Raw genomic sequence first — 18,097 nt, forward strand, 5'->3', positions numbered from 1 at the left:
ACACGAGACGGCTAACAGACAAGCGGCAATCTCTCGTCGTTGTGCATCTTGAACGAGGAAGAACCGTGCATTAAGGAACCCGCCGGGCCTGCCGGGGCTCACAGGTACTGTCGTTCTTCAGCCCAGCGGTGCCCCGACATGAGCCGAACCCTGCGAGCCCTAGCTCCCCTGCCCCTTCTCGCCCTGCTGCTGGCCTGGACCTCTGGCGCGACCCAGGCTGCCATGGCGGAGCCTGAAACCCTGCTGCAACCGTTCAGCGCCAGCTATCGGCTGGAGGTGAAGGGCTGGCCGAACGCCACCATCGAGCACCGCCTGACCCGCGAGACCGGCCACTGGCAGAGCCGCATGCAGGCCGCCATCGCCGTGGCCCGCGGCAGCGAGCGCAGCCGCTTCATCGTCACCCCGGAGGGGGTACGCTCGGTGAACTACGCCAGCGGCTATTCGCTGCTGGGCGTGGGAGGCGACTACCGGCTGGGTGGCAGCGAGCTGGCCCGCCTGCCCGACCGCCAAGCGGCGCTGGTCGAACTCTCGCGGCGCGCGCTGAACGGCGGCTGCGAGAACGAGGCCTGCCGCCTGGTCTATCTGGACCATCGTGGCCGTGAGGAGAGGCTCGACTACCGGCTGCTGGGGGTGGAAACGCTGGCTCTGCCGGCCGGCGAGTTCGAGGCGGTCAAGGTCGAGGTGAGTGACCCCGAGACCCCCGAGCGCACGATGCTGTTCCACTTTCACCCGCAGTATCCGGGGCTGCTGCTGGCGGTCGACTACCACCGCCACGGCGAGCGCAGGAGCCGCCTCACCCTCACCTCACTGAGTCCGGAGGGGCGCTGAACGCCAATTGACGGCACTGGCGCAGCACAACGAGCCAAATACTGGTAGAGTTGGCGGCTTTCGCCGCGCTGGGCGGCCTGAGTGAAGGGAATCACGATGCTCTCGGGGCTCTTGATCGTGCTGCTGCCGCTGGTGCTGGGCTACCTGGTGCCGGTTCGCCACGCCGGCGTGTTGGGCGGCATCAACCGCGGCGTCAACGCCTCGGTCTATGTCATCCTGCTGCTGATGGGCATCGGCCTGGCGGGGCTCGACGAACTCGGCCACGAGCTGTCGCGCATGGGTGGGCAGGCCGTCAGGCTGCTCGCGGTGATCACCGTGTGCAATCTCGGCGCGCTGTGGTGGTTGTCACGTCGCCTGGGGCTGCGCATGGCTCCCTCACCGGTGGTGGCGGGCGCCCCCACCACCAAGCTGGCCGCATTGCTCGGTTCGCTCTCGCTGGTCGCCGTGGTGGCCGGCGGCGTGCTGCTCGGACTCGCGCTCGCCTGGCTGGGCGGCGACGTGATCTTCCGGCACGCCGAGCAGTGGGCCGAATGGGTGCTCTACGTGCTGCTGGCGCTGATCGGCTGCCAGCTGCGCAACTCGGGGATGCCGCTGAAGCAGATCCTGCTCAACCGTCACGGCCTGGCCATCGCCATGACGCTGGCCATCAGCTCCCTGGCCGGCGGCCTGCTGGCCGCCCCCCTGCTCTCGTTGCGCTGGAACGAGGGCCTGGCGCTGGCTTCCGGCTTCGGCTGGTACTCGCTCTCGGCGATCCTGGTGGGCGACCAGTTGGGTCCGCTGCTCGGCGGCGTGGCCTTCTTCAACGACCTCGCCCGGGAGCTGCTCGCCTTCATCCTGATTCCGCTGGTCATCAAGCGCCATGCACCGCTGGCCATCGGCTACGGCGGGGCCACCTCGATGGATTTCACCCTGCCGGTGATCCAGCAGCACGGCGGCGTGGCCTGCGTGCCCATCGCGGTGGTCAGCGGCTTCATCCTCTCGCTGCTGTCGCCGCCGCTGATTCTGTTCTTCCTCTCGTTGTAGGCTCGTGACGAGGCTGGACTATGCTTGCGGTGAGCACGGCGCCGGCTCTCCATTAGCCGAAAGTCTAGGTTGAACTCGTCGAACAGAAACGGCTAACTGAGCGCCGTATGAACTTAATCGTTTAAGTTCCTTCAGTAGCCCGCGATAACAACAAGCCGACAAGGATACCTTCATGTTCAAGAAGTCGTTGATCCCATCCCTCCTCGTGGTGGGTGCCGCCGGCCTCGGTCAGGCCCAGGCCGCCGATCTGACAATCTCCTGCGGCGCGGTGGGCGCCGAGCTCCAGCTCTGCCAGCAGGGCGTACGGGCCTGGGAAGAGAAGACCGGCCATAGCGTCGACGTGGTCTCGACCCCCAACTCCTCCACCGAACGCCTGTCGCTCTACCAGCAGATCCTCTCCGCCAACTCCACCGATATCGACATCATGCAGATCGACGTGGTGTGGCCGGGCCTGCTCGCCAACCACCTGCTCGACCTGCGCGAGGTGCTGGGAGACGACGCGGGCGAGGGGCATTTCGCGGCCATCATCGAGAACAACACCATCGACGGCCGCCTGGTGGCGATGCCCTGGTTCACTGATGCCGGGGTGCTCTACTACCGCGCCGATCTGCTCGAGCAGTACGGCCACGAGCCGCCCCAGACCTGGGAGGAGCTGACCGAGATCGCCCGCGAGATCCAAAACGCCGAGCGCGAAGCGGGCAACGATCGCATGCACGGCTTCGTCTTCCAGGGTCGCGCCTACGAGGGGCTGACCTGCAACGCCCTGGAGTGGGTGGCGAGCCATGGCGGCGGTACCCTTGTCGACGCCGACGGCGAGGTCACCATCGACAACCCGCAGGCCGCCGCGGCCCTCGACCTTGCCGCCTCCTGGATCGGCGAGATCGCCCCCGAAGGCGTGCTCAACTACACCGAAGAGGAAGCTCGCGGCGTGTTCCAGGGCGGCAACGCGGTGTTCATGCGCAACTGGCCCTACGCCTGGGCGCTGGCCCAGAGCGAAGACAGCGAGGTGCGCGGCAAGGTGGGCGTGACCCAGTTGCCCCACGCCGGCGAGGGCAGCAGCGCCGCCACCCTGGGCGGCTGGAACCTGGCGGTGTCTCGCTACAGCGAGAACGCCGAGCTTGCCGCCGAGCTGGTGGCCTTCCTCGCCGGCGAGGAGGAGCAGAAGCGCCGCGCCATCGAGGGTGCCTACAACCCGACCCTCGAGACGCTCTACCAGGACGACGAGGTGCTCGAGGCGGTGCCCTTCTTCGGCGATCTCTACGAGACCTTCGTCAACGCCGTGGCGCGCCCGTCAGCCCCCACCGGCGATGCCTACGGCCGCGTCAGCAACGCCTTCTTCAGCGCCACCCACGACGTGCTCTCCGGCAACCGCAGCGGTGAGCAGGCGGTCAGCGACCTCGACCGCGAGCTGGCCCGCCTCAAGCGCCGCAACTGGTAATCTCCCCAGGAGCCCGAGATGTCGACTCCCGTGACCGAAAGCGCGCCGATCCCGGCGCGCCCCCTGCCGGCCAGCTATCGCAGCACCAAGGTGCGTCGCCAGCGGGTGCGCGCCGCCTGGTATTTCCTGGCGCCGATGCTGGTGACACTGGCCATGGTGGCCGGCTGGCCGCTGCTGCGTACCTTCTACTTCAGCTTCACCGACGCCTCGCTGTCGGACCTGGGCGATACCCTGTTCATCGGCCTGGAGAACTACCTGGTCTACGACGACGGCCGCTGGTTCGGCGTGCTGGCCGACCCCGTCTGGTGGCGGGCGGTGTGGAACACCGTCTACTTCTCGGTGGTCTCGGTGTCGCTGGAGGTGGTCTTCGGGGTCATCGTGGCGTTGATCCTCAACGCCGAGTTCAAGGGCCGTACCCTGGTGCGTGCCGCCGTGCTGATTCCCTGGGCGATCCCCACCATCGTCTCGGCGCAGATGTGGGCGTGGATGCTCAACGACCAGTTCGGCATCATCAACCATCTGCTCATGGGCGTGGGCCTGATCGACAGCCCCATCGCCTGGACCGCCGACGCCGCCTACTCGATGTGGGCGGTGATCATGGTCGACGTGTGGAAGACCACGCCGTTCGTCGCCCTGCTGGTGCTGGCGGCGCTGCAGATGCTGCCCAAGGATTGCTACGAGGCCGCCGAGGTCGACGGCATCCATCCACTTAAGGTGTTCTTCCGCGTCACCCTGCCGCTGATCACCCCGGCGCTGATGGTGGCGGTGATCTTCCGCCTGCTCGATGCCCTGCGCGTGTTCGACGTGATCTATGTGTTGACCTCCAACTCCACCAGCACCATGTCGATGTCGATCTACGCCCGCCAGCAGCTGGTGGAGTTCCAGGACGTGGGCTACGGCAGTGCCGCGTCCACGCTGCTGTTCCTGGTCATCGCGCTGGCTACCATCGCCTACCTCTATCTGGGCCGCAAGCAACTGCAACTGGGGGGTGAGTGATGACCTCGCACCAATTTTCCAAGCTCACCGTGCGCCTCGGCTTCTGGCTGCTGGTGGCACTGGTCGTGGTGATGGCGGTGTTCCCGTTCTATTACGCCATCAAGACCTCCTTCACCCCGTCGGGCGACCTGTTCCGCGTCGAACTGTGGCCGACGCGGACGACCCTGGCCAACTACCTGCAGATCTTCTCCCAGCGCAGTTTCCTGCAGGCGATCTTCAATTCGGTGGTGGTCGCCACCAGCGTGGTATTCATCGCCCTGCTGCTTGGCATCACCGCCTCCTACGCACTGGGCCGGGTACGCTTTCGCGGCCGGACCACGGTGCTGCTGGTGATCCTTGGCGTCTCCATGTTCCCGCAGGTGGCGGTACTGTCGGGGCTGTTCGAGGTGATCCGTGCGCTCAACCTCTACAACAACCCGGGCGGGCTGATCCTGAGCTATACCATCTTCACCCTGCCCTTCACCGTGTGGGTGCTGACCACCTTCATGCGCCAGCTGCCCATGGAGCTTGAGGAGGCCGCGATCATGGACGGCGCCACGCCCTGGGTCACCATCACCAAGGTCTTCCTGCCACTGATGTGGCCGGCCATGGCGACCACCGGGCTGCTCGCCTTCATCGCCGCCTGGAACGAGTTCCTCTTCGCCCTGACCTTCACCCTGACCGACAGCCAGCGCACCGTGCCGGTGGCGATCGCCCTGCTCTCCGGCGGCAGCGCCTACGAGCTGCCCTGGGGGCCGATCATGGCCGCCTCGGTGGTGGTCACGGTGCCGCTGGTCATCCTGGTAATCATCTTCCAGCGCCGCATCGTCTCGGGGCTGACGGCCGGCGCGGTGAAGGGATGAGCCGGCTGGATTGAACCCGGTGCGAACCTCACGGTCCACGCCGACTCGCACCCGACGAACACTGCACCAATCGAGGCTTGAACAAGGGAAACCCATGCAAGACAACACCTTCTGGTGGCGCGGCGGCGTCATCTACCAGATCTACCCGCGCAGCTTCATGGACAGCAACGGCGACGGCGTCGGCGACCTGCCGGGCGTCACCGAGCGGCTCGAGTACGTCGCCTCGCTCGGCGTGGACGGCATCTGGCTGTCGCCTTTCTTCACCTCGCCGATGCGCGACTTCGGCTACGACATCAGCGACTACCGCGACGTCGACCCGCTGTTCGGTACCCTCGATGACTTCAAGGCGCTGCTGGAACGTGCCCATGCGCTCGGCCTCAAGGTCATCATCGACCAGGTGATCAGCCACACCTCGGACCAGCATCCCTGGTTCCAGGAGAGCCGCCGGTCAGCCAGCAACCCGCGAGGCGAGTGGTATGTCTGGGCCGATCCCAACCCGGATGGCACGCCGCCCAACAACTGGCTGTCGATCTTCGGCGGGCCGGCGTGGACCTTCGACAGCCGGCGCCAGCAGTACTATCTGCACAACTTCCTGTCGAGCCAGCCGGACCTCAACTTCCACAACCCCGAGGTGCGTGCCGCCCAGCTCGACAACATGCGCTTCTGGCTCGAGCTGGGGGTCGACGGCTTCCGCCTCGACACGGTGAACTTCTACTTCCACGACCAGCACCTGCGCAGCAACCCGGCGCTGACCATCGATGCCACCCGCACCCTGGGCGCGCCCAAGGAGAACCCCTACACCTGGCAGCGCCACCTCTACGACATCAGCCGCCCCGAGAACGTCGACTTCCTGCGCGAGCTGCGCGCGCTGATGGACGAGTACCCGGGCACCACCACGGTGGGCGAGATCGGCGACGACAATCCGCTGGAGCGCATGGCCGAGTACACCTCCGGCGGCGACAAGCTGCACATGGCCTACACCTTCGACCTGCTCAACTCGCCGCGCTCGCCGGCCTACATCCGCGGCGTGCTCGAGCGCTTCCAGCAGTTCGCCGGCGATGCCTGGCCCTGCTGGGCGCTGTCCAACCACGACGTGGTGCGCAGCGCCACCCGCTGGGGCAGCGAGGAGTGCGCCTTCGCCTACCCGCGGGTAGCGCTGGCGCTGCTGTTCTCGCTGCGCGGCAGCGTCTGCCTCTACCAGGGCGAAGAGCTCGGCCTGCCCGAGGCCGACGTCCCCTTCGAGCGCATCCAGGACCCCTATGGCCTGCCCTTGTGGCCCGACTTCAAGGGCCGCGACGGCTGCCGCACGCCGATGCCATGGGACGACACCCCGCTGGCCGGTTTCTCGACCATCGAGCCCTGGCTGCCGGTGGCGGAAGCGCACCTGCCGCTGTCGGTGGCACGCCAGCAGGACGACCCCGAGTCGATGCTCAACGCCACCCGGCGCCTGCTGCGCTTCCGCCACCAGCACCCAGCGCTGTTCGACGGCGACATGACGCTGGTCGAGCTGGGCGAGGCGCTGGTCGCGTTTACCCGCCAGCGGGGCAACGACAGGCTGCTGTGCGTCTTCAACCTCACCGGCCAGCCGCAGACCGCGGCGCTGCCCGAGGTGCGCGAGGCGCTGCAGCAGCACGGTTTCCAGTACGAGGTCAGCCACGGCACGCTGCACCTGCCGCCCTACCAGGCAGCCTTTTTCCGCCTCTAGGCGGCGTCTCACGCACTTCGCACAACAACGACCGGCCACATGCGGCCGAGGATGGGTCAAATGGCAAGCGTCTCTCTCAACAAGATCAACAAGGTCTTCGGTAGCACCCACATCATCAAGGACGTGGACCTGGCGATCGGTGCCGGCGAGTTCGTGGTCTTCGTCGGCCCCTCGGGCTGCGGCAAGTCGACCCTGCTGCGCCTGATCGCCGGGCTGGAATCGATCAGCGACGGCGAGCTCTCGATCGGCGATCAAGTGGTCAACGAGCTGCCGCCGCGGGAGCGCGGCGTGGGCATGGTGTTCCAGTCCTACGCCCTCTACCCGCACATGACCGTGTACGAGAACATGGCGTTCGGCCTCAAGCTGGCCAAGACCGCCAAGGAGACGGTGCACGAACGGGTCATGGCCACGGCCCGCATCCTGCAGCTCGAGGAACTGCTCGAGCGCAAGCCCAAGGCGCTCTCCGGCGGCCAGCGCCAGCGCGTCGCCATGGGCCGCGCCATGGCCCGCGAGCCGCGCATCCTGCTGTTCGACGAGCCGCTCTCCAACCTCGACGCCTCGCTGCGGGTACAGATGCGCAACGAGATCGCCCGGTTGCACAAGCGGCTCGGCTCGACCATGGTCTACGTCACCCACGACCAGGTCGAGGCCATGACCCTGGCCGACAAGATCGTGGTGCTCAACGGCGGCCGTGTGGAGCAGGTGGGCAGCCCCCAGGAGCTCTACCAGCGCCCGGCGACCAAGTTCGTTGCCGGCTTCATCGGCTCGCCGACGATGAACTTCCTGCCGGCGCGGCTGGTCGGTGCCGATGCCAACGGCTGCCGCGTCAGCGCCGCCGGGCTGGCCGAGCTGGCCCTGCCCCAGGACGCCTCGGGCCATGCCCAGGGCGACGACCTGACGCTGGGCATTCGCCCCGAGCACCTGCGCCTCACCGAGGCCCGGGGCAGCGAAGGCTTCGAGATCGTCAACGTCGAGTATCTGGGCAACGAGGTCTACGTCTACCTCGAGCTAAAGGAGGGCGACACCCTGCTGATCCAGCGCGGCGAGGCCCCAACGCAGTGGTCGATCGGTCAGCGCGTGGCGCTCTCCCCCGACCCCGAGCACGTCCACCTGTTCGACGCCAACGACCGGGCGCTGCCGGCCAAGCCGGCACGAGCCGCCGCCTGACGCGGCGGCAGCCCCCGAATCGGGCGACAGGGCTGTCCCGGCCATGACCGGGACGGTATCCTTGGGGCTTACTCATTAGCAGGAAAACCAACGTGTCGCCACCGGTCCGTCGCATCACCCTCAAGGATCTGGCCCGGGAGCTCGGCGTCTCCACCGCCACCGTCTCCAATGCCTTCAACCGGCCCGATCAGCTCTCGCCCAACCTGCGCGAGCGCATCCTCGCCGAGGCCAAGCGGCTGGGTTATCGCGGCCCCGACGCCAAGGCGCGCAGCCTGCGCACCGGCCGCTCGCGCATCATCGCGGTGATCCTGGCCGAGAGCCTCACCTACAGTCTCAACGACGCCGTCTCCAGCGAATTCCTCTCGGGCGTGGCCGAGGTGCTCGACACCCAGGGCCACACCCTGCTGCTGCTCTCGGCGCGCCAGGCCAAGTGTCAGCTGGTCGACTCGGCGAGCATGGCCGACGGCTTCATCGTCTACGGCCTGATGCCCTCCGACGAGCTGTTCGATTCGCTGCCGCTCGATGCCTCGCTGGTGGCCGTCGACTTCAACGTCTCGGGCCACCCCTCGGTGCACGTCGACAACGAGCCGGCCTGTCTCGAGATCGCCGACCATGCCCTGACGGCCACGCCCCGCAAGCGCCCGGCCATCGTCAACCTGCGCCTCACCCGCGAGCCCTGCAACGGCCGCATCGCCCCCGGCTACACCCTGCTGCCGGCCGAGCGCACCATCACCCGCTCACGCCTGTCCGGTTTCCATCGCGCCCTGGAGAAGCACGGTTTCGCTACCGACCGGATCCCCATGTGGAACGTGGAGGAGAACACCTTCGAGGTCTGCGCCCCGGTGATCGAGGAGATCCTCGAGCTGCCCGCCGACGAACGCCCCGATCTGCTGCTGTGCATGTCCGACCGCATCGCCCTGACCGCCCTCACGCTCGCCGAGCAGCGTGGCCTGCGCATTCCCGAGGACATCTGCCTGATCGGCTTCGACGGCATCGCCGAAGGCCAGTATCGGGCGCCGCGCCTGACCACGGTACGCCAGGAGAGCGGCGAGAAGGGGCGTCTGGCGGCACGCATGATCCTCGGCCTGGAACCGGGCCATTCGCGCCTGCTGGGCACCGAGCTGCTGCTGGGCGAGACCTGCCCCTGAGGCCGTTCCGGCATCGCTTGCACACTGCTTGCACGCTGCGTGACCATTGGCTGCATCGGGATGCCGGAGACTGCCCAGGAGGTATCTCTCGCAACGCCATTCAGGAGCCGACACGATGAGGCCACGCCTGCCTCGCCCGCCCTTTTCTCACCTGGGCGTCAAGCTGTTCGTCATCATCCTGTCGGTCAACGTGCTGATCGCCGGGCTGGTGTTCCTGGCGGTGTCGCGCAGCCTCGATCGCGGTTTCCTCGAGTACCTCGAGACCACCCAGGCCAACCGCGCCGAGACCCTGGCCGAAGGCCTGGGGCAGGAGTGGGCGCGCCGCGACGGCTGGCAGTGGCTGCGTAACTCGCCGCCGGCCTGGGAGCGCCTGGTCCGCCAGCAGCTGTGGCCCGGCGAGCGTCCGCCCCACGGCATCGAGCGTCGCCTGGGCGATGCCCGCGACTTCGTGCTGCACGATGCCGATGGGCTGCCGGTGATCGGCCTGCCCCCGGACGACCGCGAGATGGCCGCCGAGCTGAAATGGCTACCCATCGAGTACCAGGGCCAGCGGGTCGGCACCCTGGGCTATCGCCCGCCGGAGCAGTTGATGGCGCGCATGGATCGCATCTTCCTGTCCCGCCAACAGCGCAACCTGGGCATCATCATCGCCGCCCTGGGCCTGGCCTCGCTGCTGCTGGCCGGCGGCCTGGCCTGGTGGCTGGGACGGCGCACCCGCAGCATGGCCCTGGCGACCCGGCGCCTGATCGAGGGCGACTACAGCGCACGGCTGCCGGAGCGCGGCCGCGACGAGCTCTCGCGCCTGGCGCGCGACTTCAACAGGCTGGCGGCAACCCTCGAGGCCAGCCGCGAAGCGCGCAGCCGCTGGGTCTCCGACATCGCCCACGAGCTGCGCACGCCGCTGGCGGTGCTGCGCGGCGAGATCGAAGCCATGCAGGACGGCATTCGCCCGCTCGACCAGGATAACCTGCGTTCGCTGTCGCAGGAGGTGGGGCAGCTCGAGCGACTGGTGACCGACCTGCGCCTGCTCTCTCAGAGCGATGCCGGCGCCCTCGAAGTACAGCTTGCCCCGCTCGACCTGGCGGCGAGCCTCGCCTCGCGCCTCGAGGAAGCCAGCGGCTGGCTCGACGACTGCGGCATGGCCGTCACCACCACGATCGAGGGCCCGGCCTGGATCCGTGGCGATGCGCGTCGATTGCGCCAGCTGTGGACCAACCTGCTCGACAACAGCTGCGCCTATACCACCTCGCCGGGGCTGCTCGAGGTTCGCCTGGACCAGGTGCCGGACCGGGTGCGGGTGATCTGGCAGGACAGCTCGCCGGGGGTACCCGAGGCCGCGCTGGGCCGGCTCACCGAGCGGCTCTACCGGGTCGAGGGCTCGCGCAGCCGGGCCAGCGGCGGCAGCGGCCTGGGGCTCTCCATTGCCAGTGCCCTGGTCAAGAGCCACGGCGGCACCATGCAGGCCTCCCCCTCCCCGCTGGGTGGGTTATGCTGGACCCTCGAGTTCCCCACCTTGGATGTCGAAGAACGGACCCGTTGAGGAAGGACGCCCATGCACGACGCCGACGCCCCGCGTGACACCCTGCTGATTGTCGAGGACGAGCCCAAGATCGCACGCCTGGTCGCCGATTATCTCGAGGGCAGCGGCTTCGCCACCCGGCACATCGACCATGGCGACCAGGTACTGCCCTGGCTGCAGAAGCAGCACGCCGACGAACAGTTGCCGTCGCTGGTGCTGCTCGACCTGATGCTGCCCGGCATCGACGGCCTCACCCTGTGCCGCGAGATTCGCCAGCGCTGGCCCGGGGTGGCGATCATCATGCTGACGGCGCGAGTCGAGGAAGTGGACCGTCTGCTGGGCCTCGAGCTCGGCGCCGACGACTACATCTGCAAGCCGTTCAGTCCGCGCGAGGTGGTCGCCCGGGTCAAGGCGGTGCTACGCCGCAGCCAGGCGCTGCGCGATCCGGCCTCGATCACCGGCAGCCAGCTCGAGCTCGACGACGAGGGCTGGCGGGCGCTGGCTAACGGCCAGGACCTCGGCCTCACCGCGGTGGAGTACCAGTTGCTCAAGGTGATGATGCAGGCCCCGGGGCGCATCTTCACCCGCGACCAGTTGATGGATCGCATGTACCGCGACCACCGCATCGTCTCCGAGCGTACCGTCGACAGCCACGTCAAGAAGCTGCGGCGCAAGATCGCCGACGTCTGGCCCGAGCGCGAGATCATCCGCTCGGTCTATGGGGTGGGCTACAAGTATCAGCCTGAGGAGTGAGAGGCTCGTTTGTCGCACATCGATATCCGAACCCTTGCTCGTTGCATATTTGCTGCAAGTTGGTTGCACAGCGCCCTACGATACTGCCAGCATCCCAACCCGAAGGAGTGACCGAGATGCCCCGTAACGTGTCCCGCAAGCTGCTGATCCCCGCCCTGCTCGCCGTGGCCATCGCGCCCCTGTCGCTGGCGGCCGTCGGCTTCCCCGGCAAGGGCGATGGCGGCTGGAGCGAACAGCAACAGGAGCGCTTCGAGGAGCGCCGCCAGGCCCTGTTCGAGCGCGCCGGTCTCGACGAGGAGACCCGCCGCGCCCTGGAAGAGGCTCATGACGAGCACCGGCAAGCCATGCGCGAGCTGCACGAACGGCACCGCGAGCGCATGGACGAGATTCTCGACGAGGAGCAGCGCGACGCCCTGCGCGAGGCCAGGCAGGAGATGCGTCGCGAGATGCATGGCGAGCGTCATCAGGACATGCAGCAACGCCTGACCACCCTGGTCGACAGCTGGGCGCTCTCCGACGAGGAGCGCGAGCGCCTCACCGAGCTGCGCGAATCGCTGTATGCCGACGTGCGGGAACTGCGCGACCAGCAGTTCGACTCCCGCGAGGAGCGCCGCGAGGCGTGGCAGGCCCTGCGCGACCAGCATCGCGAGGCGCTGGGAGAGGTGCTCAGCGAGGAGCAGATCGCCGCGCTCGAGGCCTTCATGCAGCCCCGCCATCGCAAGGGTCATGGTGGGCATCACGGCGCGCACCGCCACGGCTGATCGCTACGCGACGCCTCGTAACGCCATCGGGCCCGGCTTGCGCCGGGCCCGATGCGTTTTGCCGTCTCTTGTCTGCCTGTCTCAGTTATAGAGCACGCCCGGCAGCCAGAATACGATGCCCGGCACCAGGTAGAGGATGAGCATGGCCACGAACACCATCAGCAGGAACGGGGCGATGCCGATGAAGATGTCGCCCAGTTGGATGCCCTTGGGCGCTATGCCCTTGAGATAGAAGGCCGACATCGCCATGGGCGGCGTGAGGAACGAGGTCTGGATGTTGAGCGCCACCAGCACGCCGAAGAACAGCGGGTCGATGCCGAACATGTTCAGCAGCGGCAGGAAGATCGGCACGAAGATGATGATGATCTCGGTCCACTCCAACGGCCAGCCGAGCAGGAAGATCAGCAGCTGCGCCAGCAGCAGGAACTGCAGCGGGGTCAGCGACAGCCCGCCGATCCAGTGTTCGATCAGGGTATGGCCATCGAGGAGCGAGAACACCGAGGAGAAGATCCACGAGCCGACGAACAGCCAGCACACCATGGCGCTGGTGCGCGCGGTGAGGAAGACCGCCTCGCGCAGCCTGGCGAAGGTGAGCTGACGATAGGCCGCCGCCAGCACCATGGCCCCCAGGGCACCGATGCCGGCCGCCTCGTGGGGCGTGGCCAGGCCGAAGAGAATCGCCCCGAGCACCGCCATGATCAGCACGAACAAGGGCGCGAACGAGGTGAGAAGCCCCCAGTAGACTTCCTTGAGTGGCACGTCGAGACTCTCCGGCGGCAGCTTGGGCGCCACCTTGGGATTGACCATCGCTCGTCCCATCACGTAGAGGATATAAAGCCCCGCCAATAGCAACCCCGGGATCAGCGCCGCGGCATACAGGCGCACCACCGAGACCCCCGCCATCGCCCCGTAGAGGATCAGCATGATGCTCGGCGGAATCAGGATCCCCAGACACCCCCCGGCACAGATCACCCCGCTCGACAGGCGCTTGTCGTAGCCGGCGTTGAGCATCGCCGGCAGTGCCAGCAGCCCCATCAGCGTCACCACCGCGCCGACGATGCCGGTGGCGGTGGCGAACAGCGCGCAGGTGATCAGGCTGGCCACCGCCAGCGAGGCCGGCATGCCGCGTGCGGCGAGCTGCAGGCTGGCGAACAGGCGGTCGAGGATGTTGGCCCGTTCCACCATGTAGCCCATGAACAGGAACAGCGGCACGGCGATCAGCACGTCGTTGGACATGACGCCGTAGGCGCGCTGCACCAGCAGCGGGAAGATGATGTCGCCGATGGCGAAGTAGCCGAAGCCGATGCCCATGGCGATCAGCGTGAAGGCGATGGGGAAGCCGAGCATGATCAGGATGACCAGCATGCCCAGCATCAGGATTCCGATTTCCGGTTCGCTCATGGCTGCTTGTCTCCCGATTCATGCTGGGCGGCCTTGATCTCGGCCTCCTTGTTCAACGGGATCTCGATCTCCTCGACGTCCTCCAGGCGCCGCGGCCACTTGCCGTGCCGAAGGCACAGGAAGCAGCGCGTCACCTCCGCCATGCCCTGGATCGCCAGGAAAGTGGCGCAGGCGGGGATGACGAACTTGTAGGGCCAGATGGGCGGTCCGCCCGGGGTGAAGGAGCTGTGCTCGTTCTGGCGGAAGGAAGCGTGGAAGAAATCCCAGCCGCTCCATACCAGCGCCAGGATGCCGGGGTAGAAGAACAGCAGGTAGAGCGCCAGCTCGACCCCCGCCTGCCAGCGCGGCGAGAAGTAGCGCGACACCACGTCGGCGCGGACGTGGGCGTTGTGGGCCAGCGCATAGGCCCCGCTCATCATGAACAGCGTGCCGTACAGCATGTAGCTGGTGTCGTAGGCCCAGGCGGTCGGTGCGCCCAGGGCGTAGCGCATGAAGACTTCGTAGCTCACCACGAAGGTCAGCAGCAGAATCGCCCAGGCAAAGGTCTTGCCGACCCAGGTGCTGAGATGGTCGATGAAGAAGATGAAGCGCATGGTCACCTCTCACCGCGCCGCATCGCCCACCAGGGCGATGCGGCGCGGAACATGGATCCCGGCAGCATCCGGCGCCGGGGGAGCAGGGTGCCGGGCCCGGCAAGCCCGGCAGGCCCGGCGACTCACAGGATGGTGGAGGTGTCGGTCGGCTCCTTGCCGAAGAAGTGCCGGTAGGCCGGTTCCTTGGGTGCCGTGCCCTCGAGGTGCCAGCCGACCACGCGCTCGCAGTACTCGCGCTGATGATCGATGACCTTCTTGAAGAAGGGGTCCTGCGATTCGTTCTCGATCACCGTGTTCCACGCTTCGAGCTGCGCCTGAAGCACCGAGTCGGGGGTGATGTAGGTCTGCACCCCCTGCTGCTCGCGCATGGCCTGGAGGTCCTTCGGATAGCGCTCCATGGCCTTCCAGTACATCTCCGACGAAGCGGCCTTGGCGGCGTACTGCAGGATGGCCTGGAACTCCTCGGGCAGGCTGTCGTGCTTGGTCTTGTTGAAGATGATCTCGAAGGATTCGCAGTCCTGGTGATAGCTGCGCAGCATCCAGGTCTTGCTGACGTCGGGGAAGCCGAGCAGGCGGTCCGAGGAGGGGTTGTTGAACTCGGCACCGTCGAGCAGGCCACGGTCCATCGCCGGCACGATGTCGCCGCCGCCCATGATGGTCACCGCCGCACCGAATTCGCGCATCAGGTCGGCGGCCAGTCCCACGGTGCGGTATTTGAGCCCGCGCAGGTCGTCGGCGCTGGCAATCGGCTCCTTGAACCAGCCCAGCGCCTGGGTCGGCATCGGGCCGGTGAGATAGCCGACCAGGGGAAGCTCGAGCATCTCGAGCAGCTCCGTGTAGAGCTCCATGCCGCCGCCGGTCCAGTACCAGGCGAGGAACTGGTTGGCATCCCAACCGAAGGGCGGCGGCGTGCCGAACAGCGAATAGGCCTTGTGCTTGCCGTACCAGTAGGCGCAGACCCCGTGCCCGCCGTCGAGCGCGCCGGAAATCACCGCGTCCTGCAGCTGCAGCGCGCCCACCACGGCGCCGGCCGGCAGCAGGTTCAGGCGCAGCCGCCCTCCCGACATCTCGTTGACGATACGCACGTAGTCGGAGGCGAACTCGTGGAAGATATCCTGGTTGGGCCAGGTGCTCTGGAAGCGCAGCGTGGTGGTCTGGGCCACGGCAATGCTGGGGAAGCCCACCGCGGCGGCGGCCCCTGCCCCCACGGCGGCGGCCGAGCCGGTGAGGAAGCGTCGACGCGAGGTGCCGGCGGCGTTGCTGGCGGCGGAAGGGGTGTCGCTGGCGGTTTGCCCGTCGGCCTGGGCCGCGGGCGCATTCTTGTCTTGAGCCATCAGTTACTCCGGAAGCGGTTGTCGTTGTACTCCTGGCTGCCAGGGCCGGCACGGGCCGGCCGTGCAGTCATCCCGAAGCCTCCATGCCGATGCTGGCACAGCATGCGCCCGGCTTCCCTAATACGCATTCGGTTACATCAGGTATAGCTGGGGTAAGCGAAGTCGCAAGCGCGGCTTCCTATGTTCAATTAACGCTGCTGCCGAATCTGTTAACGCAAAGTTGAAGGCGAAGGAGAAAGTGCGTATTTTATTTGAACGTTCATTCAAAAAAACAAGGAACGGCTTCCCGCCGGAGTCGTCAGCCCTGACCCCTTCCCCGCCACGAGCGGCGTCCCGGCCCATGGCCACGAAGGCGACCTCAGGTCTGTAACATTGGGCATTCTTCAGGCGTGCTTTCGATTGTGAGGAACAATCCTCAGCGCGTCTCGGCAGGGAATCGGCGGGAAGGTTTCATTCACCTCGAAAAGGAGTCGCCTCCATGGCGCGAAACCTACCCCTGAACGAACGGCGCGACCGGCTCAATCCCGTGGTGTTCCACGGCTCGGTGGCCGGGATCCTGGTCTTTCTCGTGCTCACCATGACCTTCACCGAGCAAGCCGGCAACTTCTTCGACGCCGGCCTGGCCTGGGTCAGCGAGACCTTCGGCTGGTACTACATGCTGGCGGTACTGGCCTACCTCGTCTTCGTCGTCGCCATCGGCCTGTCCCGCTTCGGCCGGATCCGGCTGGGGCCGGATCATTCCCGGCCGGAGTTCTCGACGCTGTCGTGGGCGGCGATGCTGTTCGCCGCCGGCATTGGCATCGACCTGCTGTTCTTCAGCGTCGCCGAGCCGGTGGCGCACTACCTGGCGCCGCCCGACCTCGCCCCCGAGAGCCAGGAGGCGATGCGCTACGCCGTGGTGCAGACCTTCATGCACTGGGGGCTCTCCGGCTGGGGGCTCTACGTGCTGATGGGCATGGCCCTGGCCTACTTCAGCTACCGCCATCGCCTGCCGTTGGCCATCCGCAGCGCGCTCTACCCGCTGCTGGGCAAGCGCATCCACGGACCCATCGGCAACGCCGTGGACATCACCGCGGTGATCTCCACCGTTTTCGGTATCGCCACCAGCCTCGGCATCGGCGTGATGCAGCTCAACTACGGGCTCAACTACATGTTCGACGTGCCCGAGAGCCTCTCGGTGCAGGTGATCCTGATCGTGCTGGTGGTCGTGCTTGCCACCATCTCGGTGGTCAGCGGCGTGGAGAAGGGCATTCGCCGGCTGTCGGAGTTCAACATGCTGCTGGCGCTGGCCCTGCTGCTGTTCGTGCTGTTCCAGGGCCATACCCTGCGGCTGCTCGACATGGCGGTGAACAATGCCGGCGACTACTTCACGAGCTTCATCGCCAAGAGCTTCGACACCTACGCCTTCGCTGGCGACGACGCCAACGAGTGGAAGATGTGGTGGACGATCTTCTTCTGGGGCTGGTGGATCGCCTGGACGCCGTTCGTCGGCCTGTTCCTGGCGCGCATCTCGCGTGGGCGTACCATTCGCCAGTTCGTCGCCGGCGCGCTGTTCATCCCGCTGGCCTTCATGATGGTGTGGATGTCGGTGTTCGGTAACAGCGGCATCGAGCTGGTGGCCAACCAGGGCGTTGCCGAACTCGGTGAACAGGCGCTGAATACGCCGCAGACCACCATGTACACGCTGCTCGAGTACTATCCCTGGGTCGGTCTCACCGCCGCCGTGGTTACCGTGCTGGGGATCGTGTTCTTCGTCACCTCGGCGGATTCCGGCGCGCTGGTGCTGGCGAACTTCACCTCGATCCTGTCCGACGTGAACCATGACGCACCGATCAAGCTGCGCATCTTCTGGTCGGCGGTGATCGGTCTGATCACCGTGGCGCTGCTGATGGCCGGCGGACTGGCGGCGCTGCAGAGTGCCGTGGTGATCACCGCCCTGCCCTTCTCGCTGGTGATCTTCGCCATCATGCTCGGCATGTACAAGGCGCTGAAGCTGGAGGGCAGCAAGGCCGAGGCGCGCCGTCGCATCGCCGGCACCGCCCCGGGCGGCGACTGGCGCGAGCGTCTCGATCGGGCCCTCGATGTCTCCAATCGTGCCGGCGCCGCCGCCACCATCGAGCATGCCATCCGCCCGGCGCTGACGCAGTTCGCTCAAGAGCTCGAGAGCCGCGGCCAGGAGGCCAACGTGACCGAGGAGCCGTTGGAGGGAGAGTCGCTACCCTGCCTGACGCTGCAGGTCGATCTCGAGAATGCCGCGAGCTTCGTCTACCAGGTATGCCCGCACCGCATGCGCACGCCGAGCTTCCTGCCGGCGGACGATGACTACTACGTACGGCTCGACGTCTATCTGGCCGAGGGCGGCCAGGAGAAGGACCTCAACGGCTACACCCGCGGCCAGGTGATCGCCGACGTGCTCTCGGAGTATGAACGCCATCTGCACTTCCTGGCCCTGACCGACCAGGGCGGCAACGTGCAAGCCATGCCGGGCGCGGTGGGCGAGCCGCCGCTCGACGCCACCCCGGCCTGATCGGGCTTTCCCTCCCTCGCCACGGCGGCATCCTTCGGGGTGCCGCCGTTTTTGATGCGGCA

15 protein-coding genes are annotated in these 18,097 nt (G+C 67.0%); 12 read left to right on the top strand and 3 right to left on the bottom strand.

Annotated elements, in window-relative coordinates:
* The first annotated feature begins 138 nt into the window (after positions 1-138).
* From HNO51_RS15820 to HNO51_RS15870, 11 genes are all read left to right on the top strand, one after another.
* Positions 139-828, top strand: coding sequence for a hypothetical protein (locus HNO51_RS15820; protein WP_197448206.1), 690 nt, complete (start codon positions 139-141; stop codon positions 826-828).
* Positions 829-924: 96 nt separating this feature from the next.
* A complete protein-coding gene (locus tag HNO51_RS15825) occupies positions 925-1,851 on the top strand; it encodes a LysO family transporter (RefSeq protein ID WP_197451077.1) in 927 nt (308 codons plus the stop codon).
* Positions 1,852-2,023: 172 nt separating this feature from the next.
* A complete protein-coding gene (locus HNO51_RS15830; RefSeq protein ID WP_209537837.1) occupies positions 2,024-3,289 on the top strand; it encodes an ABC transporter substrate-binding protein in 1,266 nt (421 codons plus the stop codon).
* A gap of 18 nt (positions 3,290-3,307) precedes the next feature.
* Complete coding sequence (locus tag HNO51_RS15835; protein WP_197448208.1) at positions 3,308-4,285, top strand: carbohydrate ABC transporter permease; 978 nt, start codon at positions 3,308-3,310, stop codon at positions 4,283-4,285.
* On the top strand, positions 4,285-5,127 hold the full coding sequence (locus HNO51_RS15840; RefSeq protein ID WP_197448209.1) for a carbohydrate ABC transporter permease: 843 nt from the start codon (positions 4,285-4,287) through the stop codon (positions 5,125-5,127). Before HNO51_RS15835 ends, HNO51_RS15840 begins: the two co-directional genes overlap by 1 nt.
* Positions 5,128-5,221: 94 nt before the next feature.
* Entirely contained in the window at positions 5,222-6,832 is a 1,611-nt protein-coding gene (locus tag HNO51_RS15845) for an alpha-glucosidase family protein (protein ID WP_209537838.1), read from the top strand.
* Between the two features lie 60 nt (positions 6,833-6,892).
* Positions 6,893-7,999, top strand: a complete 1,107-nt coding sequence (locus HNO51_RS15850; protein WP_209537839.1) for an ABC transporter ATP-binding protein — start codon at positions 6,893-6,895, stop codon at positions 7,997-7,999.
* A 92-nt stretch (positions 8,000-8,091) separates the two neighbouring features.
* The gene (locus tag HNO51_RS15855) at positions 8,092-9,147 is read left to right on the top strand and encodes a LacI family DNA-binding transcriptional regulator (protein ID WP_197448212.1); all 1,056 of its coding nucleotides are present in this window, start codon (positions 8,092-8,094) and stop codon (positions 9,145-9,147) included.
* A 115-nt stretch (positions 9,148-9,262) separates the two neighbouring features.
* A complete protein-coding gene (locus tag HNO51_RS15860) occupies positions 9,263-10,687 on the top strand; it encodes an ATP-binding protein (protein WP_197448213.1) in 1,425 nt (474 codons plus the stop codon).
* 12 nt (positions 10,688-10,699) lie between these two features.
* On the top strand, positions 10,700-11,419 hold the full coding sequence (locus tag HNO51_RS15865; protein WP_197448214.1) for a response regulator: 720 nt from the start codon (positions 10,700-10,702) through the stop codon (positions 11,417-11,419).
* Between the two features lie 116 nt (positions 11,420-11,535).
* Positions 11,536-12,180 (top strand): hypothetical protein, encoded by a 645-nt coding sequence (locus tag HNO51_RS15870; protein ID WP_209537840.1) that lies wholly within the window; start codon positions 11,536-11,538, stop codon positions 12,178-12,180.
* Positions 12,181-12,261: 81 nt separating this feature from the next.
* Here the strand turns inward: HNO51_RS15870 and HNO51_RS15875 are convergent, their stop codons facing one another.
* From HNO51_RS15875 to HNO51_RS15885, 3 genes are all read right to left on the bottom strand, one after another.
* Entirely contained in the window at positions 12,262-13,581 is a 1,320-nt protein-coding gene (locus HNO51_RS15875; RefSeq protein ID WP_209537841.1) for a TRAP transporter large permease, read from the bottom strand.
* A complete protein-coding gene (locus HNO51_RS15880; RefSeq protein WP_234283728.1) occupies positions 13,578-14,174 on the bottom strand; it encodes a TRAP transporter small permease subunit in 597 nt (198 codons plus the stop codon). Before HNO51_RS15880 ends, HNO51_RS15875 begins: the two co-directional genes overlap by 4 nt.
* Before the next feature lie 122 nt (positions 14,175-14,296).
* Positions 14,297-15,508, bottom strand: coding sequence for a TRAP transporter substrate-binding protein (locus HNO51_RS15885; RefSeq protein ID WP_197448218.1), 1,212 nt, complete (start codon positions 15,506-15,508; stop codon positions 14,297-14,299).
* A gap of 478 nt (positions 15,509-15,986) precedes the next feature.
* Here HNO51_RS15885 and betT point away from each other — a divergent pair, with 478 nt between their 5' ends.
* Entirely contained in the window at positions 15,987-18,035 is a 2,049-nt protein-coding gene (gene betT, locus HNO51_RS15890; RefSeq protein WP_209537842.1) for a choline BCCT transporter BetT, read from the top strand.
* The last annotated feature ends 62 nt before the right edge of the window (positions 18,036-18,097 follow it).

This window comes from Billgrantia sulfidoxydans (genome assembly GCF_017868775.1).
Classification (GTDB): domain Bacteria; phylum Pseudomonadota; class Gammaproteobacteria; order Pseudomonadales; family Halomonadaceae; genus Halomonas; species Halomonas sulfidoxydans.